The organism is Jannaschia sp. S6380, assembly GCF_023015695.1.
In the GTDB taxonomy this organism is placed as follows: domain Bacteria; phylum Pseudomonadota; class Alphaproteobacteria; order Rhodobacterales; family Rhodobacteraceae; genus Jannaschia.
Genome location: NZ_JALKAS010000001.1, coordinates 826280 through 852740, shown reverse-complemented (window position 1 = coordinate 852740; position 26461 = coordinate 826280). Strand labels below are relative to the sequence as shown.

The window sequence follows — 26461 nt, the reverse complement described above, 5'->3', positions numbered from 1 at the left end:
TCTCAGTTGGCGATGCGCGCGCCGGTCTCGCCGTCGAAGACGTGGACGCTGCCGGGGGCGGGCATCAGGTGGATCGTCTCGCCCGGCCGGACGGCGGGCCGGTCGCGGGTGACGGCGGTGACCTCGCGGTCGCCGGCGCGGGCGATGATGTGGGTCTCGGATCCCGTCGGCTCCACGACCGAGACCTTCGCAGGCAGGCCCGTGTCGGCCAGGGTCAGATGTTCGGGGCGCAGGCCCAGCGTCACGCGCCGCCCCGGTGCGACGCCGGGGACGGGCAGGGCGGTGCCGTCGACGGTCGCGCCGCCATCCGTCCCTTCGGCCGGCAGCAGGTTCATCGACGGCGAACCGATGAAGCCCGCGACGAAGGTGTTCGCCGGCCGGTCATAGAGATCAAGGGGTGAGCCGATCTGTTCCACGTTCCCGCCCTGCAGGACGACGATCTTGTCGGCCATCGTCATCGCCTCGATCTGGTCGTGGGTGACATAGACGGTGGTCGTGGCCAGGCGCTGGTGCAGCTCCCGGATTTCGGCCCGCATCTGCACGCGCAGCTTGGCGTCGAGGTTCGACAAGGGCTCGTCGAACAGGAACACCTGCGGGTCGCGCACGATGGCGCGGCCCATGGCCACGCGCTGCCGCTGGCCGCCCGAAAGGGCGCGGGGATAGCGGTCGAGATAGGGCGTCAGGCCCAGCACCTCGGCCGCGCGGGCCACGCGGTCCTCGATCTCGGCCTTGGGCATCTTCGACATGCGCAGCGCGAAGGCCATGTTCGCGCCGACGGTCTTGTGGGGGTAGAGCGCGTAGTTCTGGAACACCATCGCGATGTCGCGCCGTGCGGGGGCGAGGTTGTTCACCACCTTGTCGCCGATCGCGATGGTGCCGCCGGTCACGCCCTCCAGCCCCGCGATCATCCGCAGCAGGGTGGACTTGCCGCAGCCCGACGGGCCGACCAGGACGACGAATTCCCCGTCCGCGATGTCGATGTCGAGACCGTGGATGACCTCCACCGCGCCATAGCTCTTGCGCAGGTTGCGGATCGTGACTTCGGCCATGTGCTCCCCCGTCCTGCGCCCGACGCTAGCGGCCCCGTCCCCGGCTGTCACGCCCCGACATGCTAACATGCCAGTCCCTTGACAGGTGGCGGGGCGGCGGCGACTGTTCCCTTGCGTCAGGTCTTCGGGGAGGAGGGTCCGGCGCCGGTCACGCCCCGCCCGGGGCATCGTCAGGGAGGACGCGAGACCCATGAGACATGACATCTTCGACCACATGCTGCGCACCGGCAAGATCAGCCGCCGGACCGTTCTGCGGGGGGCCGCGGCGACCGCGGGCCTGGCCGCCGCGGGCGGGCTTGCGCCGCGCGCCGCCATGGCCGACGCGCATGGCAACCTGCGCGCCGAGATCCTGCAGATCCCCGGCGTGGGGTCCGGCAGTCCGACCGACGCCGACTGGCAGCGCGTGGGCGAGATGTGCCTCGGCTCCACCCGCGAGACGGTGGAGGAAGGCGAGTTCGAGGGGGTCGAGCTGACCTTCATGGGGCTGAACAACCAGAACACGCACAACTTCCTGTTCCGCGGCTTCCTGAAGTCGTGGGAGGATTACACCGGCGCCAGGATCAACTGGATCGATCTGGCGCAGGCCGACTACAACGCCCGCCTGCAGCAGAGCATCGCCACCGGCACCGTCGATTTCGACATCATCGAGATGGGCGCACCGTTCGAGGGCGACGTGCTGGGTCGCGGCATGGCGTCCGAGATGCCCGGGTGGGTCGCCGACATCATCGACATGGACGATTACGTCGATTACCTGAAGGCCCCCGTCGGCACCTGGGACGGCAAGACCTATCGCGTGTCGATCGACGGCGACTGCCACACCTTCGCCTACCGCAAGGACTACTACGACAGCGAGGAGTTGGCCGCAGCCTGGGCCGAAGCCGGGAACGAAGGTCCCTGGGCCCCGCCCGAGACGTGGGAGCAGGTGAACGCCCATTCCAAGTTCCTGGCTGGCAAGACCGATCCGCTGACCGGGCTGCCCGCGCATGGTTTCCTCGACCCGTTAAAGGGTTGGGGCGGGTTCGGGTTCTACTTCCTGGAGGACCGCGCGACGCCCTATGCCAAGCATCCCGACGACCCGGCCTGGCTGTTCGACCCCGACACGATGAAGCCGCGCGTCAACAACCCGGCCTTCGTGCAGGCGATCCAGGACGTCATGGACCTGATCGCGACCGAAGGCGCCTATCCGGCCGACCAGATCAACGCCGATCCCGGCACGACCGCGTTTCAGCAATTCCTCGCCGGCACCGGCGGCGCGCTGACCTGGTGGGGCGACGTGGGCGCGGCGGCGCGGACGTCGGACACGTCGGTCGTGGGCGACGTCGCGGCCTTCTCGACCAACCCGGCGGCGGAGCGTGTCTACAACGCGCAATCGGGCGAGTGGGAAGAGGGGCGCAACGAGAGCCCGAACCTCGCCTATATCGGCTGGGGCGTCTACGTGATGGCCAAGACCGAGGAGGACGCGAAGAAGAACAAGGCGGCCTGGTCGGCGGCGGCGCATCTGGGCGGCAAGGACCTGTCGCTCTGGGCTTCGGCCTATCCGTCGGGCTTCCAGCCCTACCGCAACTCGCATTTCCAGTACGAGGAATGGGAGGCGGCGGGCTACGACCGCGCATATATCGAGGACTTCCTGGGCGCGAACCTCGACAGCTACAATCACCCCAACGGCGCCATCGAGCCGCGGATCCCCGGCATCTTCCAGTATTATTCCGTGGCCGAGGACGAGTTGGCCAAGGGCTATGCCGGACAATACGGCAGCGCGCAGGAGACGGCCGACGCCATCGCCGCCGCATGGGAGGAGATCACCGATCAGATCGGCCGCGACAGTCAAATCGCGCTCTATAAGGCGTCGCTGGGCATGTGACCCGCGCCAGAGACGCCGCGCCGTCCCCCGTGGGGCGGCGCGATACAGGACCGGACCGCCGCGCATGAGCCTTCACATCGTCACCGATGACAATATCACGCCCGCGCGGATGCGGGCGGGTCGGGCGATGGTCTGGGGCGGGCTGGCGCTGCTGGTCGTCGTGGCGGGGGCGCAATATCTCGACCAGACCGGCCGGTTGGACCTGGGCCTGACGACATGGCGCCCGACGCTCTATGCCTTCATGGTCTTCGCCACGCTGCTTTGCTGGGCGCAGGTGGTGCGACGCGGCGAGCAGGGCAAGCGCGCGCTGTTCGTCCTGCCGGCGGCGCTGTTCGTGGGCGCGATGGTGGTGTTCCCGCTGATCTTCGGCGTAGGGATCGCGCTCAGCGACTGGAACCTGGCCTCGCCCGACGGGCGGCAGTTCAACGGGCTCGACAACTTTCGGCAGGCATGGCGGGACCCGTTCTATTTGAACGCGCTCTGGAACATGGTCCTCTATACCGCTGCCATCCTGGTGGAATACGTGATCGCCTTCGGGTTGGCCTTGCTGCTCAACGCCGAGATCCGGGCGCGGAAGTTCTTTCGCGTGGCGTTCCTGCTGCCCCTGATGCTGAGCCCCGTCGCCGTGTCCTGGATGGTTGGCAAATCGATGTTCGAGCCGCGCTTCGGCCCGATGGCCCGGCTCGCGCGCGAACTGGGCTGGGACACGCCCAGCTTCTTCGGATCGCCCGAGATCGCGCGCCTGATGATCATGGTCATGGACGCCTGGACCTTCATCCCCTTCATGATGATCATGCTGCTGGCCGGCCTCCAGGCCGTGCCGCGCGAATTGATCGAGGCGGCCAAGGTCGACGGCGCGAGCGGCTGGCGGCGCTTCTGGGAAGTGACGTTTCCGCTGATGCTGCCGGTGTCGATCACCGCGATCCTGATCCGCATCATCTTCAAGCTGAAACTCGCGGACATCATCATCAACATCACCTCGGGCGGGCCGGGCGGCGCGACCGACACGGTGACCAGCTTCATATTCCGCGAATACCGCGACCGCTCGAACGTGGGCTATGGCACGATGCTGGCCTTCATCTACCTTATCCTGATCGTCATCGCGATGACCGTGTTGATGAAGGTCACCGAACGCTGGACCCGACCCCAGACCTGAGGATGCCGTGACGACCGAGACGCAGATATTCCACGACCATCCCGTAGACCGCGCCTTCCGCCCCGGCTTCGTGCTGGGCAAGCTGGGCATCTACGCCCTGCTGATCGCCTGGGCCGTCGTCTGCCTGTTTCCGATCTACTGGACCGTCACCACCAGCTTCAAGGCGGCGCCCGACGTGATGCAGGGCAACATGATTCCTTACGTCGATTTCGAGCCGAAGCGCCTGGGCTGGCGCGCGCTCGGCCTGTCGCCGGACACGATCGGCCAGGTCAGCACCGTGCGCGACGAGTTCCTCAAGCGGTTCTGGAACTCCACCATCATCTCGGTCTCGGCCTCGATCCTGGCGACGATGCTGGGCGCCTGCGCGGCCTATGGCCTGTCGCGGTTCGACTATCGCTTCGGGCCGATGAAGAACGGCGACATCTCGTTCTTCTTCCTCAGTCAGTTGATCCTGCCGCCGGTGGTGCTCGCGCTGCCGTTCCTCGTCCTCTACAAGTCGCTTGCCCTGCTCGACAGCCGGATCGGCCTGATCCTCCTCTATACCCTCACCGTGCTGCCCATCGTCATCTGGATCATGCGCGACCAGTTCGGCGCCATTCCGACCGAGCTGGAGGAGGCGGCGATGGTCGACGGCCTGGGCATCTGGGGCGCGTTCCTGACGATCATCCTGCCGATCGCGCTGCCGGGGATGGTGGCGGCCTTCATCCTGGCGCTGGTTCTGACCTGGAACGAATATTTCTTCGCGGCGCTGCTGACCTCGACCCACGCGAACACGCTTCCGGTGATGGTGGCGTCGCAGACCGGGTCGCAGGGCATTTCCTGGTGGTCGATGGCGGCGCTCAGCTTCGCGGCCATCCTGCCGCTGATCGTCATCGGGATCCTGCTGGAACGCTACATCATCAAGGGGATGGCGGCGGGCGCGGTGAAATGAGCCGTCAGAGGTCGTGCGCGATGTCCTTCGTCGTCTCGTAGAGGGCGCGCCAGAGGGGGTATTGCCGGGCGTAGACGTTGCGCGCCACGGGCTCCACCACCCGGTCCACCGGATTCCAGTTCGCGATGTCCCCCGGCGCGCAAAGGCCCACGGCGCAGCCGGCCAGGAACGCATCGCCCAACGACGCGCCGACGCTGGACCGGCAGACCGACTGCGCCACCCCCGCCAGATCCGACGTCGCCTGCAACCAGACGTCGTTCTGGACGCCGCCGCCGACGGCCAGCACCCGGGCAGGGTCGGCGCCGCCGGCGCGGAATGCCTCGACGATATGGACCGTCCCCATGGCCACGCCTTCGCAGACCGCGCGGAACATCGCGCCCCGGTCGTGCCGCAGGTCGAGGCCGAAGAACGCGCCTTTGGCCTTCGGGTCCTGGATCGGCGTGCGCTCGCCCGAAAGGTAAGGCAGGCACAGAAGGCCCCGCGCCCCCGGCGGCACGTCCCGTGCCTCGGCCGTCAGGCGCGCGAAGGCGTCGTCGCCCATTTCGCGGGCGAAGGTGTCGCGAAACCAGCGGGTCAGCGTGCCCGCCGTGCCCTGACCGGCCATGCTGCACCAGCTGCCGGGTGTCAGCCACGGCGCCGACCAGAGCGACGCATCGACCAGGCGGTCGGGCGTGACCTGGATCATGAAGGTGCTGGACCCGTACATCAGCATCATGTCGCCCGGATCGCGCACGCCCACGCTGACCGCCTCGATCGCCGCGTCGATCGTGCCTGCGGTGACCGGCGTGCCAGGGACGAGGCCGGTGCGCGCGGCGGCATCCGGCGTGACCGTGCCGGCGATATCGGTCGTCCAGACCAGACGGGGCAGCATCGCGGGATCGACGATGCCGTCGCACATCGCCGGCGACCAGGCGTTCGCCCGTGCGTCGTAGAAGGGCGTCCATTGGCCGGCGGAATGGTGGTCGAGCACCCGCGCCCCGGTCAGTCGCCGAACGAGGAAGGTCGTGCAGGTCTCGATCGCCTCGGTCCGGGCCCAGACCTCCGACCGGTTGCGGACCAGCCACAGGACCTTGGGCCCGACCGACTGCGTCGTCAGCACGTTGCCCGAGTTGGCCAGCATCGCATCGGCACCGAACCGTTCGGTCATCTCCGCGATCTCGGCCGTTGCGCGCGCGTCGACGCCGTAGAGGATGGCCGGCGCCAGCGGATCGCCCGCCGCGTCGACCGGCAGGACGCAAGGGCCGATCCCGCTGACGGCAAGGCACGCCACCTTGTCCGCATCGACCCCAGACAGCACGTCCCGGCAAAGCGCGGTCAGACCGTCCCACCAGACGGCTTCGGCATCGTGTTCGGCCCAGCCGGGATGCGGCACGTCCATCTGGTGCGGGCGGGTGGCCCGTGCCACGATTTCCCCGTCGGGGCGCGTCAGCGTGGCCTTGCCCTCGAACGTGCCGATATCGATCCCGAGCAGATAGGTCATCGCGATTGATCCCCCCGACTGCGACGCTAGCGCCGGGACGCGCGACATTCTAGCATGTCGCCATCAGGGCAGGGGGATGCAGGATGCTGGCGACGCGACATTGGGACAGGCTTGGCAATGGCGGGCTGACCTTCACGGAGCTGGGCTTCGGCACGGCGCCGCTCGGCAACCTCTATCGGGCCATCACCGATGCGGAGGCCGACGCGATCCTCGATCGGGCCTGGGCGGCGGGGGTGCGCTACTACGATACGGCCCCGCTCTACGGGCTGGGCCTGTCGGAGACGCGGCTGAACCGATTCCTGCGCGACAAGCCGCGCGACGAATACGTCCTGTCGACGAAGGTCGGGCGCTACCTGGCGCGCGCGACGGCAGAAACCCGCGACGGCCACGGCAAATGGTTCGAAGTGCCCAATCGGCGCGAGGTCTACGACTACAGCTATGAGGGCGTGATGCGTTCGCTCGAGGCGTCGTTCGAGAGGCTGGGCGTCGACCGGATCGACATCCTGTTCGCCCATGACATCGACGTGCCGAACCAGGGATCGCGCGCGAATGTGGACGCCAAGGTCGATCAGTTGATGGCCGGCGGCTATCACGCGTTGGAGCGGATGCGGCGGGAGGGGGCCATCAAGGCCTTCGGCGCCGGGGTCAACGAATGGGAGGTCTGCCAGCAACTGGCGGAGCGCGGGGATTACGACCTGTTCCTTTTGGCGGGCCGCTACACGCTCCTGGAACAGGAGGCGCTGACCTCGTTCCTTCCGCTTTGCGAGGCGCGGGGCATCGGCATCGTGACGGGCGGGCCCTACAACTCGGGCATCCTCGCGACCGGTCCGAAGGCGGGTGCCTACTATAATTACGAGGTGGCGGATCAGGACGTGCTGGACCGCGTCGCCCGGATCGAGCGGGTCTGCGACAGCCATGGCGTGAAGCTCGTCGACGCGGCGTTCCGTTTCCCGCTGCTCCATCCCTGCACCGTCAGCGTGATCCCGGGCGGGCAGGGCGTGTCCGAGATGGAAGGCAACATCGCCGCAGCGGATGCGGACATCCCGGCGGCGTTGTGGTCCGATCTGAAGGCCGAAGGGCTTCTGCGGCAGGACGCGCCGGTGTGAAGGTCGATGCACATCATCACCTCTGGCACCCGGGGCGGGGCGATTATGGCTGGATGCCGAAGGACGAGCCGATCCTGAACCGCGCCTATGGGCCCGGCGATCTGGCGGACACACTGCGCGAGCACGGAATTGAAAAAACGGTGATCGTACAGGCCGCCCCCAGCGTGGCCGAGACGGAATACATGCTGGGCCTCGCCGATGCCACGCCCTGGATCGCCGGAGTGGTCGGTTGGATCGATTTCGAGGATCCGTCCGACCGCGCGACGCTGAAGCGTCTCGCCGGTCATCCGAAGTTTCGTGGGGTGCGCCCGATGATCCAGGACATCGTCGACACCGACTGGATGCTGCGCGACGACGTTCAATGGGGGTTCGAGGCCGTCGCCGACCTGGACCTGGCTTTCGACGCGCTCGGCTTCCCGCGCCACCTCGACAACTTTCACACGATCCTGACGCGGCACCGGATGCGCGCCGTCATCGACCATTGCATGAAGCCCGACGTTGCGGCGCAGGCTCTTGATGAATGGGCCGAAGGAATGGCGCGCCTGGCCCGCGATACCGACGCCTGCGTCAAGCTTTCGGGGCTTGTGACGGAGGCCGCGCCCGACTGGTCGCCGGATGCCCTGCAGCCTTATGTCGACCACCTGATCGCGCATTTCGGGCCGGAACGGATGATGTGGGGTTCGGATTGGCCGGTCTGCCGTCTGCGGGCGGAATACGGGGATTGGATGCGCGCGACGGAGGACTTGACGGCGCATCTGTCCGAGGTGGACCGCGACCGGATATTCGGTGGAACGGCGGCGGTGTTCTACCGGATCTGACGACCGGGGCGCTGCCCCGGACCCCGAGGTATTTCCGGCAAGATGAGGCAAGGGTCACCGTCGCCGGTTCGAGACGTGAACCGCGGCCGCGGTCTGGGCCCGCGCGATGGCGTCGGGCAACGATTGTTCGATGGCGAGACCGGCGGCCAGCACTCCGCAAAAGACGTCGCCGGCGCCGTGGGTCGAGAATACTTCGACCTTTTCGGCGGGATGGTATGTCGTGGTGCCGTCGCGATGCAGGTCCGCGCCGTCGCCGCCGCGGGTCACAACGGTGACATGGTCGCCGAACGCGTCGGCGCCCATCTGCGCGGCCTCGACGCGGTTGACGACCAGGATGTCGACCCGGGCCAGTAGGGCCGGGTCGAGCGGGCGGAAGGGGGCCGCGTTGAGGATCAGCGTCGCATGCGCAGGCAAGGCGCGGGCGAGTGCGAGGTTCGCGGCTGCCGGCACCTCGTTCTGGATCAGCGCGACGCGCAGGTCTGTGGGCTGGTCGCCGGGCGTCGCGTGCAGGTTGGCGCCGGACACCACCACCGCGCCGTAATCCGCGCCGGTGTCGATGGCGACCGACATGCCTGACGGACCGTTGACGGTGGCCACCCGACTGCGATCGATGCCGGCCCCGTCCAGTCGCGCAAGAAGGCGCGGTGCAGCCTCGTCGGTGCCGACGGCGCCCGCGAAAGCGACCCGTGCGCCGGCCGCCGCGGCGGCGAGCGCCTGATTGCCGCCCTTGCCGCCGAAGCGGTAGGTGGCATCCGTGCCCATCAGCGTCTCGTCCGGCGCGGGCAGGCGCGGGGCGGCGACGATCGCATCCCAATGCAGCGATCCGAAGACGAGAACCGTCACAGGCCGTAGAGGGCGCGCGCCACGATCCGCTGCGACGTCGCTGCGTCCTGCCGGTCGATCGCGGCGTGAAGGACGGGGTCCCTGCCCAACTCGCCGGCGAGCGTGCGCAGGCGTTCGACCAGGGCGAGGTTCGTGCGCGCTTCCTCCAACGGGTCGAGGCCGCCATGATCGGGGAAGGTGTCGAAATAGATCGCGCCGTCATAGCCGATCCGGTCCAGCTCCGCGAACAGCTCCACCGTTGCGACCGGGTGGACGGTGCCCACCATCAACCCATCGTCGCGCTTGCCGTAGCCGTCGTTCAGGTGAACCCCCAGAAGCCGGGAATGCCGCGCGATCAGATGCGCGGCGTGGGCCGGCATCTCGTCGGCATAGAGGACATGGGCGAAGTCCAGCGTCACGCCGAGGTTCGGGCGGTCCGCCTCGCGCACGCCCAGCAGCGTGGTGCCGACATCCGGCATCAAGGCATAGGCGCGCGGCTCGTTCGGTTTGTATTCGACGGCGATGTCCAGTCCGGGGTCGTGGTCGGCCACCTCGCGCAGCGCCCCAATCGTGTCGTCCCACATCCGGGCATAGTCGGCCTGCAACGCGTAGTCGAAGCCATCCTGCCCCATCCACAGCGTCATGACCGTGCCGCCCATCGCGCGGCAGGCATCCATGCCCCGGCGCGTCAGGTCGATGGCCTTCCGGCGGATGTCGATATCGGGGTTGGTGAAGGCGCCGATCATCATGGCCGGCTCGGTATAATAACGCATGGCGAGCCCGTTCAGCGACAGGCCCGCCCTGCCCAGCATGTCTGACATCCGGGCGGGATCGTGATCGCGGAAATGGTCGGGATAGTTCAGGTCGGCCGCGTCCAGCCCGCTGACCTCGCCCGCCGCGGCGATCATGCCCGCGATGCCGCCGCCCCGCGCCTCGGCCAGCGGCTTGAATGCGTTGAGCCGCGCCGCGTATCGCGGGCGATTTGCAAGGGTCATCCGTAGTCCTCCGGGTGGAATAGATCGGGGCGTTCCATCTCCAGCGGGGCCAGGACGGTCATCAATTGCCGAAGATGGCTGCGCATCGCCTCGCGCGCCGCGGGGGCATCGCGGGCTTCGAGCGCGGTCAGGATGGCGCGGTGTTCGTCCAGCGTGCGACGGACGCGGTCGCCCATCGGCAGGATCAGTTGACGCGCGCGGTCGACATGGACCCAAGCGCTCTCGGCGATGCGGGCGATGCGCCGGAAGCCGGTGAAATCCAGCAGGAGCGCGTGCATCCGGCCGTCGAGTTCGTAGAACCCCGCGATATCGCCATCGTCGAGGATCACCGCCTGCATCGACAGGTTGCGGCGCAGCGTGCGCAATTGGTCCTCTTTGATGATCGGGACGAGGTGTTCGATCGCTGCGACCTCGATCGCCTCGCGCAGGAAGGCGCCCTCGCGGATCTCGCGCATGGACAGGCGGGCGACGAAACTGCCGGCCTGGGGAACGATGTCGATCAGGCCCTCGGCCGCGAGGCGGGTGACGGCCTCGCTGACGGGCGAGCGGGACACGCCCAGCTGTCGACAGATTTCCTCCTTCCGAAGGGCGCTGCCCGGTGCGATGCGCAAAGCCACGATCGCCTCGCGCAGGGCAAGGTAGGTCCGACGCGCAAGCGTTCCGTCATAGTGGTCCAACCGCCGCAGCGCGGTCGGATCGAAGGCGGGAGGCGCGCGCGACATGCTAGCATATTAGCCGTGCGGCCCGGACGCGGCAATCGTGCGGCCCGGGCCGCGACGCATGCTTTGCGTCCATGCGGCTTCGCTGGCTAAGGTTCCAGATGACGGTGGCCCGCATGGCGCCGGTGATCGCATTTCGAAGGCAGGACATCACATGACCCGTTTCGCCGCCATCGGCATCGACCACGGCCACGTCTTCAACCATATCGCGGGCCTGGTCGCGGCGGGGGCCACCTTCGCGGGCTACGACCCGGTCAGCACGGCGCCCGACCTGATCGCGGCGCTGGCGCAGGCCTATCCCGACGTGCCGCAGATCGATGCGGAGACCCTGCTGGCCGATCCGGGGATCGAGGTGGTCAGCATCTGCGCCGTACCGCGCGATCGGACGGCGCTAGCGGTCCGGGCCATGCGGGCGGGCAAGGACGTGATGCTGGACAAGCCCGCCGTCACCACCTTCGTCCATCTGGACCAGGCGCGCGCGGCAGTCGCCGAGACGGGGCGCATCTTCTCGGTCTGCTTTTCGGAGCGGCACTGCGTGCGCGCGGCGGTGAAGGCCGGGCATCTGGTGGCCGAGGGACGGATCGGCCGGGTGGTCCAGACCGTCGGACTGGGCCCCCACCGCAAGGCCACGATGAACGCCCGGCCCGACTGGTTCTGGGACATGGACGCCATCGGCGGCATCATCAACGACATCGCCAGCCACCAGGTGGACCAGTTCCTGCACTACACCGGTTCGGACGATGCCGAAGTCGTGACGGCCCAGGTCGGCAACTTTGCCACGCCGGACCATCCGGGGTTCCAGGATTTCGGGGATTTCGTGCTGCGGTCGGATCGCGCGACGGGATACGTCCGCGTCGACTGGTACACACCTGCGGGTCTGTCGGTCTGGGGCGACGGGCGGCTGACGATTCTTGGGACGGAGGGGTATATCGAGATGCGCAAATACGTCGATATCGGCGGGCGGGCAGGGGGCGATCACCTCTTCCTCGTCGATGCCGAAGGTGTTGACCGCGTGGATTGCGCGGACACCCCGCTGGAGTATTTCGACGCCTTTCTGGCCGATGTGCGCGATCGGACCGAAACGGCGATGACCCAGCGGCACGTCTTCGACGTCTGCCGCATCGCGCTGGAGGCGCAGGCCCGCGCGCAGGTCATCACCGGAGGGATTCCATGACCGACAGGTTGAACGTCGCGGTCGTCGGCGCGGGCATCGCCGCGCTGCACCTGGCCGCGTTCCGCTGGACCGAGCGGTTCTTCGACGTGCGGGTCCTGTGCACGCGCGACGACCCCCGGGCGGGCGGCCTGATGCAGGAATACGGGATCCCCGAGCATGTGGAGGATTTCGACGCCCTTCTGACGCGTGCGGATATCGATGTCATCGACATCTGCACGCCCCCCGATCGCCATTTCGCGATGTGCGAGAAGGCACTGCGCGCAGGCAAGCACGTCATCTGCGAAAAGCCGCTGTTCGGATCGGTGGCCGAATGCGACCGGATGTCCGAGATCGAGCGCGAGAGCGGACGGCGCCTGATGCCGATCTTCCAGTACCGCTACGGCAGCGGGTTGCAGAAGCTGCGGATGCTGGTCCGAGCGGGTCTGACGGGCCAGCCTTTCCTGACCACGATCGAGACCCATTGGTGGCGCGACGCCGATTACTATGCCGTCGACTGGCGTGGCCATTGGGCGGGCGAGCTGGGGGGCGGGCTGCTGGGCCACGCGATCCATGCACATGACATGCTGACCTATATCCACGGGCCGTGCGATCAGGTGTTCGCACACGTCGCGACGCTGGTGAATGAGATCGAGGTGGAAGATACCGCCGCGTTGTCGATCCGGATGGCGAACGGCTCGCTGGCGGCGCTGTCGATGACACTGGGCTCGCGCGAGGAGGTCAGCCGCCTGCGCTTTGCCTTTCGCGACCTGACCGCCGAGAGCATCCGCGCGCCCTATCATGCGCAGCGCGATCCCTGGACCTTCGTCTGCGGCGATGCGGCGCATCAGGAACGCGTGGATGCCGCGCTGGCGACGTACGAGGCGAAGGAAGACGGCTATACACGTCAGTTCGAACTTCTGGCCGAGGCGCTGGCCGGGGGCCGCCCGCCGCCGGTGACCATCGCCGATGCGCGCGCCTCGATGGAGCTGGTGACGGCGGCCTATGCCTCGCATCGCGACGGCATTCCGCACGCACTGCCGATCACGCCGGCGCATCCGCTCTATGCGTCGTGGCGGCCGGGATAACGCATCGGGCATGGCGCGCGGTCAGGGCGGGCATCCGCGATCCCGGCGACGATGGTTTCAGGCCATTCCCGCCCGTGGACCGCATCCAGCAGGACGATGAGCGTCGCGCGGTTATCGCGCCGACTTGCGGCGAGGCGCCGTGTCAGGGAGTCCGTCCTCCGCGCGCAACCTGCCGATCCGGTCCGCGCCCGCTTGCCTTTGAGGCGATCATGCGCGCGACCCCAGGCGATAGGCCTCGACGGCCAGGTCGCGGGCGAGAAGCTGCCCCAATCGTGCGGCGTCCCTGCGATCGAACAAGCCACGCCCGACCTGGCGGGCCAGGTGGATTGCAACCGCGCGCCGCCACAGGTCGTGACGCGCCGGGATCGACAGGAAAGCCCGCGTGTCGTCGTTGAACCCTGCGAGGTTGCGATAGCCGGCCGTTTCGACGACCTGGTCGAAGTAGCGCAGGATGCCGTTCAGGCTGTCGTGGAACCACCATGGCGGACCGAGCCGGAGTGCCGGCCAATGCCCCGCCATCGGGGCCAGTTCGCGCGCATAGGCGGTTTCGTCCAGGGTGAAGGCGATGATCGTCAGGGATGCGTCGTTGCCGACGCGGTTCAACAGCGCGTCCAGGCCCCCGACCCAATCCGTCCGCTGCGGAATGTCGGCGCCCATGTCGGCACCGAACCGGTCGCGCAGTGCATGGTTGGTGGATCGGCGCGATCCGGCGTGGATCTGCATGACAAGCCCGTCGTCCAAAGACATCTGCGCCATCTCGATCAACACGTGGCCGTAGAAACGGGCGGCCCCGTTCGCATCGATCGTGCCGCGGCGCGCGTCGTCGAACAGCGCCGTGACGTCCGCACACGAAAGCCAGCGGGTCGCGAGGACCGGCACGTCATGGTCGGTGGCTGTGGCGCCGGCTTCGATAAATTGGCGCCGCCGTTCGCGCAGCGCATCCATATAGGCGTCGTAGTCCGTGATGTCCTGCCCGACGCATTCTCCGAGCCGCACGATCCCCTCGGCAAAGCCCGGCCGTGCCGGGTTCAGGACGGCGTCCGGCCGGAAGGTCGGGATCAGCCGGGTCGCGTGGCCCGTGCTGGCGAACTCGCGGTGGTGTTGCAGGTCGTCGAGTGCGCCGTCGGTCGTCGCCAGAATCTCGATCCCGAACCGGTCGAGGAGCGCGCGCGGGCGGAAGGCCGGATCCTTCAGGCGCGCGTCGATCTGGTCGTAGATATCCATTGCAGTCGCCGGGGTCAGCGGTTGATCCACGTTAAAGCACTGGCGCAGGGCGTGTTCCATCCAGCTTCGGCTGGGCGTGCCGAGGAAGGCGTCCCAGTGTTCGGCCAAGCGGGCGAAGGCACGCCGCGGCTCGAACGGGGCGCCGCCGATGCCGAGCTCCGCCAGATCGACGCCCCGGCTGTAGAGCATGCGGAACACGTAGTGGTCCGGCGTCACCAGCAGGCTGGCCGGATCGCCGAACGGGGCATCGCGCGCAAACCAGGCCGGGTTGGTATGGCCGTGCGGCGACACGATCGGCAGATTGGCGAGCGGTTCATAGATGTCGCGTTCGGCGGGCGAGAGGTCGATTGGCTGCGGCACGGCGGTCCTTCCGCGATTGGCCCCACGCGTTCAGGGCGATATTACGGATGCAGTATGTTCGAACGGGCCGGCCGGGAACAACCGCAGCGGCACGACACGTGGGGATGATCGACAGGCGCAGGACGGCCCGGACGGACGGCAGCGTCAAGGTTCGGCCCGGCGCGATGGCATGCCGGTCCCTATGCCGATGCGACCCGACGCCCGGTCAGTCGCGATCCTCCGTCCGTTCGACCTGTCGCGAATACGGGTCCGTCGGTGTGTGGAGTCGGAGGTGGCGGATGAAGGCGCGCGCGATCCGCGGCAGGGGGCGGCGACTGCTGATGACGAAATGGGTGCGATAGCGGATCGGGCTGTCGAAGGGCACGAAGGCCAGGTCCCGCGAGCGGTAGAGGTGAAGGGGAAACGGGTTGACCACGGACAGGCCAAGCCCCGCGCCGGCCAGGTCGGCGGCGGCGAAGGATGTCGTGACCTCGGCCACGATCCGGGGGGTGGCGCCCGCGCGCGCGAGGACGCGTTCGAGTTGGCCGCGGCGGGCGTGACGGGCGGCGAGCGCGATCAGGTCCTGCCCGTCGAGGTCGGCGGGCGTCACGACCGACCGGCCGGCGAGCGGATGACCGGCGGCCATCACGCAGACCGCGCTGCTCTGGCGAAAGGGCACCTGCTTGAGGTCGGCACGGGTCAGTTCCGTGCCGATCAGCCCGAGGTCGAAGCGGTCGGCGATGATCTCGCGGGCGAGATCGTCCGAGGAGGCGACCTCCAGGCTTACGAAGAAGCTGCGGTTGGCCTTCAGAAAGGTCCCGATCTGCTCGACCAGGAAGCGGTGGGCATAGCTCGGTGGCGCGATGAGGCGGAGCGTCTCCTGCACGTTCTCCTCGGGGCCGTCGATCCGCGACAGCGCCTCGAAGAGCGGATCCAGCCGAAGGTTCAGGCGCACCGCCTCCTGCGTGGGCTGCAGGCGGCCGGCCTCGCGGGTGAACAGCGTCACCGACTGGCGTGCCTCCAGGTTCGAGATGGACCGGCTCACCGCCGATTGCGACAGGCCCAGACGACGCGCGGCCTCGGCCGTGGTTCCGGTCTGAAGAACGGCGCGCAGGGCGTCGTATTCGCGCAGACTGTGCCAGCGACGGGGGGCGGACGTGTCGTGACGATCGGGCATGGCGACTAGGTCAATGATAAAAACTCATGGCATTTACTATGACGTTATGCGGCGAATGTCGTCTAGGCTCTCTCCGAGGGGTGGGGATTCCATGGACGACACGGCGCCATTCATCTTCGACGGCCACAATGACCTGCTGTCCAAGCTGTGGCGCGCGGGCAGCATGGCGGCACTCGACGAGGTGTCGACGGGGCGTGACGGCGCCATCGACGCGATCAAGGCACGCGCCGGCGGGTTCGGCGGAGGGTTCTTCGCCGTCTGGGTTCCTTCGCCGGCGGCGATGGACCTCGAAGCCCTGTTCGAGCTGATGCGCCAGCCCTCCTACGATATCGCGCTGCCCGACCCGGTCGAATGCGAAGACGCGCTGCCCGTCGTCCTGGGCCAGATGGCCGTGCTGTTCGCCTTGGAACGCAAGGGCGTCGTGCGGGTCTGCCGAAGCGTCGCCGACATCCGCGCGGCGCGGGCACAGGGCGTCATGGCGGCGATCCTGCACATGGAGGGGGCCGAGGCCATCGACGTGGACCTGCACGCGCTGGACGTGTTCCATGCCGCGGGGCTGCGGTCGCTGGGGCCGGTCTGGTCGCGGTCGACCATGTATGGCCACGGCGTGCCCTTCCGCTACCCGTCAGGCCCCGATATCGGCACCGGCCTGACGGATCACGGCCTGCGCCTGGTGCGCCGCTGCGACGAGCTGGGGATCATGGTCGACCTCAGCCACCTGAACGAGGCGGGGTTCTGGGACGTGGCACGCCATTCGACGAAGCCGCTGGTCGCGACCCATTCCAACGCCCACGCGCTGTGCACGCATTCGCGCAACCTGACCGACGGTCAGCTGGCCGCGATCCGCGACAGCGACGGCATGGTGGGCCTGAACTTCGCCGTGTCGTTCCTGCGGGAGGACGGCCGCAAGATCGCCGACACGCCGGTCGAGACGATGTTGCGCCATCTCGACCATCTGCTGGACGGGCTGGGCGAAGACCGGGTCGGCCTCGGCTCGGACTATGACGGGGCGATGGTGCCGGAGGCGTTGGACGACGTCTCGACGCTGCCCATCCTGCGGCGAGCCATGCGCGACCACGGATACGGCGAGGACCTTATCGAGAAGATCTGCCACGGCAACTGGCTGCGGCTGCTCGCGCGGACCTGGGGCACCGAAGACCCCGGACGCGACCAACAACAAGGAGAGAGAGAATGACGTTCTTCACACGCACACTCGCGGGGGTCGGCCTGGCGGCCACGCTTCTGACGGGAACGGCCACGCTGACGCTGGCGCAGACGCCCGACAACATGCTGGTCATCGCCAACCGCATCGACGACATCACGTCGCTCGACCCGGCCGAGAGCTTCGAGTTCGCCGGCTCCGACGTCAGCCGCAACATCTACCAGAAGCTGGTGAACTTCGATCCCGGCGACCTGGACGCGGGCTACCAGCCCGAGGTGGCCGAGAGCTGGGAGGTGAGCGAGGACGGCCGCACCATCACCTTCACCATCCGCGACGGGCTGACCTTCCATTCGGGCAACCCGGTCCGGGCCGAGGATGTCGAGTTCTCGCTGCGCCGGGTGGTCGAGCTGAACCTGACGCCGGCCTTCATCCTCACGCAGTTCGGTTTCACCGCCGACAACGTCGAGGAGACGATCGTGGCGGACGGCAACACCGTGACAATCGTCACCGACAAGCCCTACGCGACGTCGTTCGTGCTCAACTGCCTGACCGCGACCATCGGCGGTATCGTCGACAAGGAGCTGGTGCTGGCCAACGAGCAGGACGGCGACCTGGGCAACAACTGGCTCAAGACCAACTCCGCCGGGTCGGGGGCCTACAAGCTCGTCTCCTGGACCCCGAACGAGAGCGTAACGCTCGAATCCAATCCCGATTACTACCTCGGCTCGCCCTCGATGGAGCGGGTCATCGTGCGCCACGTCCAGGAAAGCGCGTCACAGCGTCTGCTGCTGGAGCGGGGCGACATCGACATGGCGCGCAACCTCAACCCCGAGGACATCGCCGGCGCCCGCGAGGCCGAGGGCGTCAAGATCCACGACGAGTTGCGCGGTCGTCTGATGTACGTGGCTTTGAACCAGAAGCATCCCGAGCTGTCAAAGCCCGAGGTGCGCCAGGCCATCAAGTACCTGATCGACTACGAGGGCATGGAGGGCAGCTTCCTCGACGGGCAGTACACGATCCACCAGAACTTCCTGCCCCAGACCTTTCTGGGCGCGGTGGACGAAAACCCGTTCAGCCTGAATGTCGAGCGCGCGAAGGAACTGCTGGCCGAGGCCGGCGTCGAAAGCATGGAGCTGGAGGTCGGCGTTCGCGAGGCGCAGGAGCGGATCGAGATCGCCCAGACGCTGCAGAACACCTTCGCGCAGGCGGGCATCACGCTGAACATCACGGTTGGGACGGCCAAGCAGATCCTCGGCCGCTACCGGGCACGCGAACTCGACGTCTATCTCGGCGCCTGGGGGCCGGATTACCCGGACCCGCACACCAATGCCGGCACCTTCGCCTACAATCCCGACAACAGCGACGAGGCCAATGCCACCGGCCTGCTGGCCTGGCGCAACGCCTGGGACACGGGCGGGCTGACCGAGAAGGTCGAGGCCGCCGTGGTCGAGAACGACCGCGAGATGCGCCAACAGATGTACGCGGACATTCAGGCCGAGTTCCGGGAGACCTCGCCCTTCGCGATTATGTTCCAGAAGATCGAACAGGCCGCGATGCGTGACAACGTCGAGAACGTGAACCTCGGCGGCGCGACCACCGCCGTCAGCTATTGGGTGATCGAGAAGTGATCCCGTGGGCAGGGGCCGTGGGGCCCCCGCCACTCCAGACATCGAAGGGGGCGTCCGCGCCCCTTTCCCGACGCCATTGGGACGGAGCCCCATGACCGCCACCCCCGACGCCCCGCGACGCAGGCGCGCGCCCCTCGCCCCCTGGTTCACCGGCGCGTTGCGGACGCTGGGATCCATCGCGGCGACGATGCTGGGGCTGCTTTTCGTGACGTTCCTCATCGGGCGCGTCATGCCCATCGATCCGGTCCTCGCCATCGTGGGCGAGCGCGCCTCGCAGGAGACCTACGACCAGGTCTATCGGCAACTGGGCCTCGACCAGCCGATGATCGTGCAGTTCGCCTACTACATCTGGGACGTGGTGCGCGGCGAATTCGGCATGTCGCTCCTTAACGCGCGCCCCGTGGCTGAGGACATCGCCCGCGTCTTTCCCGCCACGCTGGAATTGGCGACGATCGGCGTCCTCATCGGCATCGTCTTCGGCATCCCGCTGGGCGTGATCTCGGCCGTGCGCCAAGGCAGCTGGATCGACCAGATCGCACGCGTCGTGGCGCTGGTGGGCTATTCGATGCCGATCTTCTGGCTGGGCCTGATCGGTCTGCTGATCTTCTACGGCATCCTGGGCTGGGTCGGCGGGCCGGGGCGGCTCGACATCTTCTATCAGGGCATCGTCCCCGACCGGACCGGCATGATCCTGATCGACAGCGCCATCGCCGGAAACTGGGACGTTTTCCGCAACGCGTTTAGCCACATCGTCCTGCCGGCATCGCTGCTGGGCTACTACTCGCTGGCCTATATCAGCCGTATGACGCGGTCCTTCATGCTGGAGCAGCTGAGCGCGGAATACGTGACGACGGCCCGCGTGAAGGGCATGTCGGAATGGTCCGTCATCTGGGGCCACGCCTTCCGCAACATCCGCGTCCAGCTGATCACCGTCATCGCGCTGAGCTATGCGAACCTTCTGGAAGGGTCGGTCCTGACGGAAATCATCTTCGCCTGGCCCGGCATCGGCAGCTACATCACGACCGCGCTTCTGTCGGCGGACATGAACGCGGTGCTCGGCGGGACGGTCGTGGTCGGTTTGATCTTCATCTGCCTCAACATCTTCTCGGACCTGCTCTACCGGGTCTTCGATCCGAGGTCGAAATGAGCGACGTATCCACGATCCATACCGGATGGCGTGCCTGGCTGACGACCGACACGCCCGCCTCGCGCAGGCAGGCGAAGGCGGCGGCGATCTACCAGGGCTGGCTGAACTTCCGGTCGAACACGCTGGCCATGATCGGGCTGGGCATCCTTGTCCTGTTGCTGGCTGTCGCGGCCTTCGCGCCGCTTCTGGCGCCGCATGACTGGATGGCGCAGGACCTGGGCAACCGGTTGCAGCCGCTGGGCACGCCAGGCCACCCGCTGGGCACAGACAGCTTGGGGCGCGACATCCTCAGCCGCCTGATCTACGGCAGCCGGATCACGCTCTACATCGTCGCGCTGGTCGCGCTGATCGCGCCGGTCGCGGGGCTGCTGGTCGGCACCGTCGCGGGGTATGTCGGCGGGTGGACGGACACCGTGCTGATGCGGATCACGGATATCTTCCTGGCCTTTCCGCGCCTCGTGCTGGCGCTCGCCTTCGTCGCGGCCCTGGGGGCGGGGATCGAGAACGCCGTGATCGCCATCTCACTGACCGCCTGGCCACCCTATGCCCGCATCGCGCGGGCCGAGACGCTGACGATCCGGTCGTCGGACTACATCAGCGCGATCCGTCTGCAGGGCGCGGGGCCGCTTCGCATCATCACCAAGCATATCTGGCCGCTTTGCGTCTCGTCGCTGATCATCCGGGTGACGCTGGACATGGCGGGGATCATCCTGGCCGCGGCCGGCCTCGGGTTCCTCGGCCTCGGCGCGCAGCCGCCCAGCCCCGAATGGGGCGCCATGATCGCCGAGGGGCGGCGCTTCATCCTCGATCATTGGTGGGTGGCCACCATGCCGGGGCTCGCCATCTTCACGGTCAGCCTTGCCTTCAACCTGCTGGGTGACGGCCTGCGCGACGTCCTGGATCCCAAGAGCGGGGGGCATTCATGACCGCCGATCCGCTGCTGGAGGTAGAGAACCTCCGCGTTCGCTTTCCCACCCGTCAGGGACTGTTCGACGCCGTCCGGGGGGTCTCCTTCACGCTGGGGCGGGAGCGCCTGGGCATCGTCGGCGAGAGCGGGTCGGGAAAATCCATGACCGGTCGCGCCATCCTGCGCCTGATCCGTCCGCCGGGCCGGGTCGAGGCCGACCGCATCGCACTCGAAGGGATGAACCTGCCGGACCTGTCCGAGGCCGAGATGCGCCGCGTGCGCGGTCAGCGCATCAGCATGGTCATGCAGGACCCGAAATTCAGTCTGAATCCGGTGATGCGGGTGGGCGACCAGTTGATCGAAGCCTACCGCCTGCACGCGCGTGGCAGCCGTCGCGACGCCCATGCCAAGGCCGTCGAGATGCTGGAGGCGGTGTCGATCAACGATCCCGACCGCGTCATGCGTGCCTATCCGCACGAGGTCTCGGGCGGGATGGGCCAACGCATCATGATCGCGATGATGCTGATCCCCGATCCGCAGATCCTGATCGCGGACGAACCGACCAGCGCGCTCGACGTCTCGGTCCAGCGGCAGGTGCTGACGATCATGGACGATCTGGTGCGCGACCGGGGCATGGGCCTGATCTTCATCAGCCACGACCTGAACCTGGTCGCCGATTTCTGCGACCGCGTGCTGATCATGTATGCCGGTCGCGTGGTCGAAACCTGCGATGCGAACCACCTGCACGAGGCGACGCATCCCTATACGCGCGGCCTGCTGAACGCCCTGCCGCGGCTGGATCGGCCGGTTGCGAAACTGTCGGTGCTGGAACGCGACGCGGCCTGGGCCGACGCGCCGTCGGTGGCGTCGTGACCGCGATCGAGATCGACGGGCTGAACGTCTGGTTCGGCGAGGGGCGCGACCGCGTCGATGCCGTGCGAGGCGCCACGTTCACGGTGGCGGAGGGGCGCAGCTTCGGCCTGGTGGGCGAAAGCGGGTCGGGCAAGTCCACCATCCTGCGGGCGATCACCGGCCTGGCGCCGAACTGGTCGGGGCGGATCGGGATCGAGGGGATTGTGCTGTCGGGCGCCCGTCGAAACCGGGACTTCTACAAGCGCGTACAGATGGTGTTCCAGGATCCCTATGCCTCGCTGCATCCCCGCCATTCGGTCGACCAGGTCCTGTCCGAGACGCTGCACCTGCACGGCATCGCCGATATCGACCGTCGCGTTCCGAAGCTTTTGGACGATGTGGGGCTCGGGCCCCGATTCCGGTTCCGCTATCCGCACCAGCTCTCCGGTGGGCAGCGCCAGCGCGTGGCCATTGCCCGTGCCCTGGCCGGCGAGCCGGATATCCTGCTGCTGGACGAGCCGACTTCGGCCCTCGACGTGTCAGTGCAGGCCGAGGTCCTGAACCTGCTGACCGACCTGCGGGCGGAACGGGGGCTGACCTACCTCATGGTCTCGCACGACCTGCCGGTGGTGGGGCACATGTGCGACGAACTCGCGGTCATGCGCGGCGGCGAGATCGTGGAGGTCATGGACGTCGCGCAGCTACGCAACATGACGCCGTCGCATCCGTATACCCGGGATCTGATCGCCGCCTCGGTGACTTAATCGAAGCCGGGCGCGCGGAGGCAGGGTGCTGTGACGCGTGTCGATGGGCGAATGGGCGGGTGACGTGATACGGTGACGACGATGTCCCGCCCATCAGCCTGTGGATCGGAAGAAGGGGAGCCATTGATGAACGCTGTCGCTCCGTGGCCGGATATCCCGTACGACGCATGGCAGGAGACTTGCGGCGCGCTGCACCTATGGTGTCAGATCGTCGGCAAGTACCGGCTGCGGCACGCCCCTTGGGTCAACCATTCTTGGCATGCCACGCTCTATGTCACGTCGCGGGGCCTGACGACCGGGCCGATCCCCGACCGCCAAGTTCCCGTCACGGTCTCCTTCGATTTCTGCGATCATCACCTGGTCGTCGAGGCGGCCGGTGGGCAAAGGTCCGCGTTCGACCTCGAGGCCATGAGCGTCGCTGAATTCCGCGCCCGTTTCGGGGCGGCGGTCGAGGCGCTTGGCGGCGATTGCGACATTCACGGGCGTCCGAACGAACTGCCCGACCCGATCCCGTTCGCGGAGGACACCGCGACCCGGCCCTATGACGCCGAGGCGGTGCAGCGGTTTCATCGGGCGCTGCTCTGCGTCCAAGACGTCTTCGAGCGGTTCCGAACCGGGTTTCACGGCAAGGTCTCGCCCGTGCATCTGTTCTGGGGGTCCTTCGATCTTGCCGTGACGCGGTTTTCGGGTCGCAGGGCCCCGCCGCATCCGGGCGGCATGCCCTATCTTCCCGACATCATCACGCGCGAGGCCTACAGCCACGAAGTCTCGTCGGCGGGATTCTGGCCCGGCGCCGGCGCCGGCGAGGCGATGTTCTATTCCTACGCCTATCCGACGCCGAGCGGCATGTCGGACCGACCTGTGACGCCGAAGGCCGCGGTCTGGAACGCCGAACTGGGCGAGTTCCTTCTGCCCTATGACGCCGTGCGAACGGCCGACGATCCGGCTGGCACGCTCTTGGCATTCCTGCAATCGACCTATGACGCGGCAGCCGACACCGCCGGCTGGGACCGCCCGGCGCTGGAGCGTGCGTTGGGCCGCCGCGGCACGCCACCCGCCGAAGAGGGCCGATAAGCCACGAGCGAAGGAACCTGAGCCGCTGTTCCGGGGCGGCGGCCGGACCGATTGCACCGCGCGGGTTTGACCGCGACGCCCATGGTCACCGAAAGCAATCCGACGCGATTTCGCGCCGGCGGGCCAAGGTGCAGCCCGGGATGGTTCATTGAGACCACGGCACTGGACCAGCGCAAAGGTCTCCTCCTATGCGTGACTTGCCAGACCGATGATCACGATAGAACGGCGATTTTTCTCATGCGGGGGCCATACTGCCCAGCTTCGGTGGATAACATTCACTGATGCGCCAGCCAGCCGGCGACGGATTGCGCCATCATTTCGCTCAGGGTCTTTCGCACCTCATGGCGATACGGCGCACTCTGCCTCAACCCCTTCGGGAAGAGCGCCGGCAGATCGAACAAGGCGCCTGCGATCGCGTCGGCATCGCCCAGGCCTTCGAGCTTGCGTGCGATCTCGCTCTCGCGCGGATCGCGAAGGGCGTAGCGCGCTCCGTCGTCATGTCGTCCCAGGCAGTACCGCATCCACAAGGCCGTCGCATGCGCGAAGGGTCGCGGATCGCCTCCGGTGCGGAGTCCGTCCATCGCGGGCGCAAGGATGCGCTGGGGGAGCTTTTCGGTCCCGTCCATCGCGATCTGATAGGTCTCGTGCGCGAGGTTCGGGTTCTCGAACCGGCGGGCCAGTTCCTGCGCGTATTCGTGAAAGTCGATGCCATCGAGGGGATCGAGCGTCCTGGCCGCCGCGTCCAGATGCCGGCGCACCATCGCGGACAGCGCCGGATCCCGCATGACGTCCCGAACATGGGTCTTTCCGGTAAGGAAGCCCCCATAGGCCAGCATCGAATGCGTGCCGTTCAGCATCCTCAGTTTCATCCTTTCGTACGGGGCGACGTCCTCGACGAACAGGGCGCCGCCAGCCTCCCAGGCTGGACGACCGGCAGGAAAGCGGTCCTCGATCACCCATTGCGAGAACGTTTCGGCTTCGACAGCGGCGTGATCGTCGCAACCCAACATCCGGCGAACCCGCACCGGAAGGTCGTCGCCGGGCGCCGGTGTGATGCGATCGACCATCGACGAAGGGAAAGCCACCGTGCCGGCGATCCAGTCGCGAAGTCGGGCATCGCGCCGCCCCGCGAAATCAAGGATCAGCCCGCGGGTCAGCGCGCCATTGCCGGGAAGGTTGTCGCAACTCAGCACCGTGAACGGTTCCACACCTGCGTCACGGCGGCGGGCCAGGGCCCGCACCAAGAGACCTGCGAGGCCGGTGGGCGCATCGGGATAAGCGAGGTCGTGGGCGATCGCGGGATGCGACAGGTCCGCGCCGCCCGTCGCGCGATCGATGCCATAGCCCTTTTCGGTGACGGTGATCGTCACGATCCGCGTTGCCGGTTCGGTCAGCGCCGCGCGCACCGCCTCGGCGTCCCCATGGGCGTGGGCGAGGGCGCGCGCGACGGAGCCGACCACGCGGGCCGTACTGCCCGAAACCCCCGACGAGATCACCGTGAAGAGCCCGTTCTGCGCGCGGAGTTCCTCCACCGCGCGGGCCGAGCGCAGGCTGACCGCCGCAATACGCCAGTCGCCGCCCTCGGCCGCGAGCGCATCGTCGGTATAGACCGCCTGGTGGGCCTTGTGGAACGCGCCGAGCCCCAGATGAACGATGCCCACGCCATGTGCGTCGCGGTCGTAGGCCGGGACGGCGATGTCGTCGGCAATGTCGTCCCGCCGGCTGAGCCGGGTCACGCGTGCGTCCTTTCGCGGCTGAGCGCCGCGATCACCCCCCGAAGTTCGGCAAGGCCCTTGAGCCGACCGATCGCGGGATAGCCCGGCTGGGCCTTGCGGGATTTGTCGTCGAGAATGTCCTGCCCGTGATCGGGGCGGAACGGGATCGACGCGTCGGCGCGCCCGGCCTGCCGACGCCGCTCCTCCTCCCGCAGAACGGACGCGACGACGGCCACCATGTCGGTGTCGCCGCCCAGATGCTCGGCCTCGTGAAAGGAGCCGGGTATGATCCGGCCCTCGCGCGAGACGTTGCGCAGGTGCAGGAAGTGGATGCGGTCGCCAAGGCGGTCGATCATGCCGGGCAGATCGTTGTCGCCCCGCGCGCCCAGCGATCCGGTGCAAAGCGTGATCCCCGAGGCGGGGCTCGGCACCGCATCCATGATCCGGGCGTAATCGTCCTCTGTCGACATGATGCGCGGAAGACCCAGAAGCGGGAAGGGCGGGTCGTCGGGATGACAGCACAGGCGCATGCCCAGATCCTCGGCGACAGGCGCCACTACGGAAAGGAACGCCGCAAGGTTCTGGCGCAAGGCATCGGGACCGATCTGCGCATAGTCCCGAAGAAGGGCCCTCACATCGGCCAGCGAAAAAGACTCCGCAGCGCCGGGCAGTCCGAAGACGACATTGCGCGCCATCGCCTCGCGATCATCGGCCGACATCGCATCGAACCGGCGCCTGGCCTCCGCCCGCAGTTCGGCGTCGAAATCCAGTTCGGCGTCTTCCCGTTCCAAGATGTAGAGATCGAAGGCGGCGAAGTCGGCCAGATCGAAGCGCATGCAGGTCGCACCGCTTTCGACCTCGTAGGCCAGGTCCGTCCGGGTCCAGTCGAGCACGGGCATGAAATTGTAGCAGACCGTCTCGATGCCTTCGGTGGCAAGATTGCGCAGGCTTTGGATATAGGTGTCCACATGCGTGCGCCAGGCGCCCGAGCGCGTCTTGATGTCTTCCGAGACCGGGAGGCTTTCCACGACGGCCCAATCGAGCATCGAGGGGCGGCCATCGCGGCGTTGCGCGATCTCGGCCTTGCGGGTGGCGATCGCCTCGCGTGACCAGACCTGGCCGGTCGGAACGTGGTGCAGCGCCGTGACGATGCCGGCCGCCCCGGCTTCACGCACGTCGTCGATACTGACGAGGTCCTTCGGTCCGAACCATCTCCAGGTTTCGCGCATGCCATCCTCCCGTGATCCCGCAGTCGTCCGACATTACCGTTGTTAACTTGTATGGCAGTATGGTAGCA

At 67.5% G+C, this 26461-nt stretch carries 23 protein-coding genes; 14 read left to right on the top strand and 9 right to left on the bottom strand.

Annotation, left to right across the window (positions count from 1 at the left end):
* Nucleotides 1-2 precede the first annotated feature (2 nt).
* Entirely contained in the window at nucleotides 3-1049 is a 1047-nt protein-coding gene (ugpC, locus tag MWU52_RS04430; protein WP_246949866.1) for a sn-glycerol-3-phosphate ABC transporter ATP-binding protein UgpC, read from the bottom strand.
* Between the two features lie 190 nt (nucleotides 1050-1239).
* Here ugpC and MWU52_RS04425 point away from each other — a divergent pair, with 190 nt between their 5' ends.
* The 3 genes from MWU52_RS04425 (at nucleotide 1240) to MWU52_RS04415 (ending at nucleotide 4997) form a co-directional block, all read left to right on the top strand.
* On the top strand, nucleotides 1240-2910 hold the full coding sequence (locus tag MWU52_RS04425) for a sugar ABC transporter substrate-binding protein (protein ID WP_246949863.1): 1671 nt from the start codon (nucleotides 1240-1242) through the stop codon (nucleotides 2908-2910).
* Nucleotides 2911-2974: 64 nt separating this feature from the next.
* Entirely contained in the window at nucleotides 2975-4066 is a 1092-nt protein-coding gene (locus MWU52_RS04420; protein ID WP_246949861.1) for a sugar ABC transporter permease, read from the top strand.
* Between the two features lie 7 nt (nucleotides 4067-4073).
* Entirely contained in the window at nucleotides 4074-4997 is a 924-nt protein-coding gene (locus MWU52_RS04415; protein ID WP_246949858.1) for a carbohydrate ABC transporter permease, read from the top strand.
* A gap of 4 nt (nucleotides 4998-5001) precedes the next feature.
* Here the strand turns inward: MWU52_RS04415 and MWU52_RS04410 are convergent, their stop codons facing one another.
* Nucleotides 5002-6477 (bottom strand): FGGY-family carbohydrate kinase, encoded by a 1476-nt coding sequence (locus tag MWU52_RS04410; RefSeq protein ID WP_246949855.1) that lies wholly within the window; start codon nucleotides 6475-6477, stop codon nucleotides 5002-5004.
* Nucleotides 6478-6560: 83 nt separating this feature from the next.
* On the opposite strand from MWU52_RS04410, the gene MWU52_RS04405 reads away from it, so the two are divergent.
* Both MWU52_RS04405 and MWU52_RS04400 read left to right on the top strand, forming a co-directional pair.
* Nucleotides 6561-7583, top strand: a complete 1023-nt coding sequence (locus MWU52_RS04405) for an aldo/keto reductase (RefSeq protein ID WP_246949852.1) — start codon at nucleotides 6561-6563, stop codon at nucleotides 7581-7583.
* Nucleotides 7580-8401, top strand: a complete 822-nt coding sequence (locus MWU52_RS04400; RefSeq protein ID WP_246949850.1) for an amidohydrolase family protein — start codon at nucleotides 7580-7582, stop codon at nucleotides 8399-8401. The genes MWU52_RS04405 and MWU52_RS04400 overlap by 4 nt, the downstream gene beginning before the upstream one ends.
* A gap of 54 nt (nucleotides 8402-8455) precedes the next feature.
* Here the strand turns inward: MWU52_RS04400 and MWU52_RS04395 are convergent, their stop codons facing one another.
* From MWU52_RS04395 to MWU52_RS04385, 3 genes are read right to left on the bottom strand one after another with little or no spacing between them, the layout of a single operon-like run.
* Nucleotides 8456-9244 carry a PfkB family carbohydrate kinase gene (locus tag MWU52_RS04395; protein ID WP_246949848.1) on the bottom strand — a complete coding sequence of 263 codons (789 nt, stop codon included), beginning with the start codon at nucleotides 9242-9244 and terminating at the stop codon, nucleotides 8456-8458.
* Nucleotides 9241-10218, bottom strand: a complete 978-nt coding sequence (locus tag MWU52_RS04390; protein WP_246949846.1) for a sugar phosphate isomerase/epimerase family protein — start codon at nucleotides 10216-10218, stop codon at nucleotides 9241-9243. Before MWU52_RS04390 ends, MWU52_RS04395 begins: the two co-directional genes overlap by 4 nt.
* Complete coding sequence (locus tag MWU52_RS04385) at nucleotides 10215-10940, bottom strand: GntR family transcriptional regulator (RefSeq protein ID WP_246949844.1); 726 nt, start codon at nucleotides 10938-10940, stop codon at nucleotides 10215-10217. The genes MWU52_RS04390 and MWU52_RS04385 overlap by 4 nt, the downstream gene beginning before the upstream one ends.
* 151 nt (nucleotides 10941-11091) lie before the next feature.
* On the opposite strand from MWU52_RS04385, the gene MWU52_RS04380 reads away from it, so the two are divergent.
* Together MWU52_RS04380 and MWU52_RS04375 are read left to right on the top strand one after the other, a co-directional pair.
* Complete coding sequence (locus MWU52_RS04380) at nucleotides 11092-12111, top strand: Gfo/Idh/MocA family oxidoreductase (protein WP_246949843.1); 1020 nt, start codon at nucleotides 11092-11094, stop codon at nucleotides 12109-12111.
* On the top strand, nucleotides 12108-13175 hold the full coding sequence (locus tag MWU52_RS04375; RefSeq protein ID WP_246949842.1) for a Gfo/Idh/MocA family oxidoreductase: 1068 nt from the start codon (nucleotides 12108-12110) through the stop codon (nucleotides 13173-13175). Before MWU52_RS04380 ends, MWU52_RS04375 begins: the two co-directional genes overlap by 4 nt.
* 207 nt (nucleotides 13176-13382) lie before the next feature.
* On the opposite strand, the gene uxaC is transcribed toward MWU52_RS04375, so the two are convergent.
* Nucleotides 13383-14759, bottom strand: coding sequence for a glucuronate isomerase (gene uxaC / locus MWU52_RS04370; RefSeq protein ID WP_246949840.1), 1377 nt, complete (start codon nucleotides 14757-14759; stop codon nucleotides 13383-13385).
* Between the two features lie 205 nt (nucleotides 14760-14964).
* Nucleotides 14965-15915, bottom strand: a complete 951-nt coding sequence (locus MWU52_RS04365) for a LysR family transcriptional regulator (RefSeq protein ID WP_246949838.1) — start codon at nucleotides 15913-15915, stop codon at nucleotides 14965-14967.
* Between the two features lie 91 nt (nucleotides 15916-16006).
* Between MWU52_RS04365 and MWU52_RS04360 the strand changes: the two genes are divergently transcribed.
* The 7 genes from MWU52_RS04360 (at nucleotide 16007) to MWU52_RS04330 (ending at nucleotide 23449) form a co-directional block, all read left to right on the top strand.
* Entirely contained in the window at nucleotides 16007-17110 is a 1104-nt protein-coding gene (locus tag MWU52_RS04360) for a dipeptidase (protein ID WP_246949836.1), read from the top strand.
* Complete coding sequence (locus tag MWU52_RS04355; protein WP_246949834.1) at nucleotides 17107-18705, top strand: ABC transporter substrate-binding protein; 1599 nt, start codon at nucleotides 17107-17109, stop codon at nucleotides 18703-18705. Before MWU52_RS04360 ends, MWU52_RS04355 begins: the two co-directional genes overlap by 4 nt.
* A gap of 91 nt (nucleotides 18706-18796) precedes the next feature.
* Nucleotides 18797-19852: an ABC transporter permease gene (locus MWU52_RS04350; protein ID WP_246949832.1), complete on the top strand. Its 1056-nt coding sequence runs from the start codon at nucleotides 18797-18799 to the stop codon at nucleotides 19850-19852.
* Complete coding sequence (locus MWU52_RS04345) at nucleotides 19849-20778, top strand: ABC transporter permease (RefSeq protein WP_246949830.1); 930 nt, start codon at nucleotides 19849-19851, stop codon at nucleotides 20776-20778. Before MWU52_RS04350 ends, MWU52_RS04345 begins: the two co-directional genes overlap by 4 nt.
* Complete coding sequence (locus MWU52_RS04340; RefSeq protein WP_246949828.1) at nucleotides 20775-21632, top strand: ABC transporter ATP-binding protein; 858 nt, start codon at nucleotides 20775-20777, stop codon at nucleotides 21630-21632. Before MWU52_RS04345 ends, MWU52_RS04340 begins: the two co-directional genes overlap by 4 nt.
* Complete coding sequence (locus tag MWU52_RS04335) at nucleotides 21629-22375, top strand: ABC transporter ATP-binding protein (RefSeq protein WP_246949827.1); 747 nt, start codon at nucleotides 21629-21631, stop codon at nucleotides 22373-22375. The genes MWU52_RS04340 and MWU52_RS04335 overlap by 4 nt, the downstream gene beginning before the upstream one ends.
* A 126-nt stretch (nucleotides 22376-22501) precedes the next feature.
* Nucleotides 22502-23449 (top strand): DUF5996 family protein, encoded by a 948-nt coding sequence (locus MWU52_RS04330; protein ID WP_246949826.1) that lies wholly within the window; start codon nucleotides 22502-22504, stop codon nucleotides 23447-23449.
* 275 nt (nucleotides 23450-23724) lie between these two features.
* On the opposite strand, the gene MWU52_RS04325 is transcribed toward MWU52_RS04330, so the two are convergent.
* Together MWU52_RS04325 and uxuA are read right to left on the bottom strand one after the other, a co-directional pair.
* Complete coding sequence (locus MWU52_RS04325; protein ID WP_246949824.1) at nucleotides 23725-25185, bottom strand: mannitol dehydrogenase family protein; 1461 nt, start codon at nucleotides 25183-25185, stop codon at nucleotides 23725-23727.
* A complete protein-coding gene (uxuA, locus tag MWU52_RS04320; RefSeq protein WP_246949823.1) occupies nucleotides 25182-26393 on the bottom strand; it encodes a mannonate dehydratase in 1212 nt (403 codons plus the stop codon). Before uxuA ends, MWU52_RS04325 begins: the two co-directional genes overlap by 4 nt.
* Nucleotides 26394-26461 lie beyond the last annotated feature (68 nt).

Excerpts from the sequence above, each read along its gene's own strand:
- ugpC (WP_246949866.1), bottom strand. The coding sequence starts at position 1,049 with ATGGCCGAAGTCACGATCCGCAACCTGCGCAAGAGCTATGGCGCGGTG.
- MWU52_RS04425 (WP_246949863.1), top strand. The coding sequence starts at position 1,240 with ATGAGACATGACATCTTCGACCACATGCTGCGCACCGGCAAGATCAGC.
- MWU52_RS04420 (WP_246949861.1), top strand. The coding sequence starts at position 2,975 with ATGAGCCTTCACATCGTCACCGATGACAATATCACGCCCGCGCGGATG.
- MWU52_RS04410 (WP_246949855.1), bottom strand. The coding sequence starts at position 6,477 with ATGACCTATCTGCTCGGGATCGATATCGGCACGTTCGAGGGCAAGGCC.
- MWU52_RS04405 (WP_246949852.1), top strand. The coding sequence starts at position 6,561 with ATGCTGGCGACGCGACATTGGGACAGGCTTGGCAATGGCGGGCTGACC.
- MWU52_RS04390 (WP_246949846.1), bottom strand. The coding sequence starts at position 10,218 with ATGACCCTTGCAAATCGCCCGCGATACGCGGCGCGGCTCAACGCATTC.
- MWU52_RS04385 (WP_246949844.1), bottom strand. The coding sequence starts at position 10,940 with ATGTCGCGCGCGCCTCCCGCCTTCGATCCGACCGCGCTGCGGCGGTTG.
- MWU52_RS04380 (WP_246949843.1), top strand. The coding sequence starts at position 11,092 with ATGACCCGTTTCGCCGCCATCGGCATCGACCACGGCCACGTCTTCAAC.
- MWU52_RS04375 (WP_246949842.1), top strand. The coding sequence starts at position 12,108 with ATGACCGACAGGTTGAACGTCGCGGTCGTCGGCGCGGGCATCGCCGCG.
- MWU52_RS04365 (WP_246949838.1), bottom strand. The coding sequence starts at position 15,915 with ATGCCCGATCGTCACGACACGTCCGCCCCCCGTCGCTGGCACAGTCTG.
- MWU52_RS04360 (WP_246949836.1), top strand. The coding sequence starts at position 16,007 with ATGGACGACACGGCGCCATTCATCTTCGACGGCCACAATGACCTGCTG.
- MWU52_RS04355 (WP_246949834.1), top strand. The coding sequence starts at position 17,107 with ATGACGTTCTTCACACGCACACTCGCGGGGGTCGGCCTGGCGGCCACG.
- MWU52_RS04350 (WP_246949832.1), top strand. The coding sequence starts at position 18,797 with ATGACCGCCACCCCCGACGCCCCGCGACGCAGGCGCGCGCCCCTCGCC.
- MWU52_RS04345 (WP_246949830.1), top strand. The coding sequence starts at position 19,849 with ATGAGCGACGTATCCACGATCCATACCGGATGGCGTGCCTGGCTGACG.
- MWU52_RS04340 (WP_246949828.1), top strand. The coding sequence starts at position 20,775 with ATGACCGCCGATCCGCTGCTGGAGGTAGAGAACCTCCGCGTTCGCTTT.
- MWU52_RS04330 (WP_246949826.1), top strand. The coding sequence starts at position 22,502 with ATGAACGCTGTCGCTCCGTGGCCGGATATCCCGTACGACGCATGGCAG.
- uxuA (WP_246949823.1), bottom strand. The coding sequence starts at position 26,393 with ATGCGCGAAACCTGGAGATGGTTCGGACCGAAGGACCTCGTCAGTATC.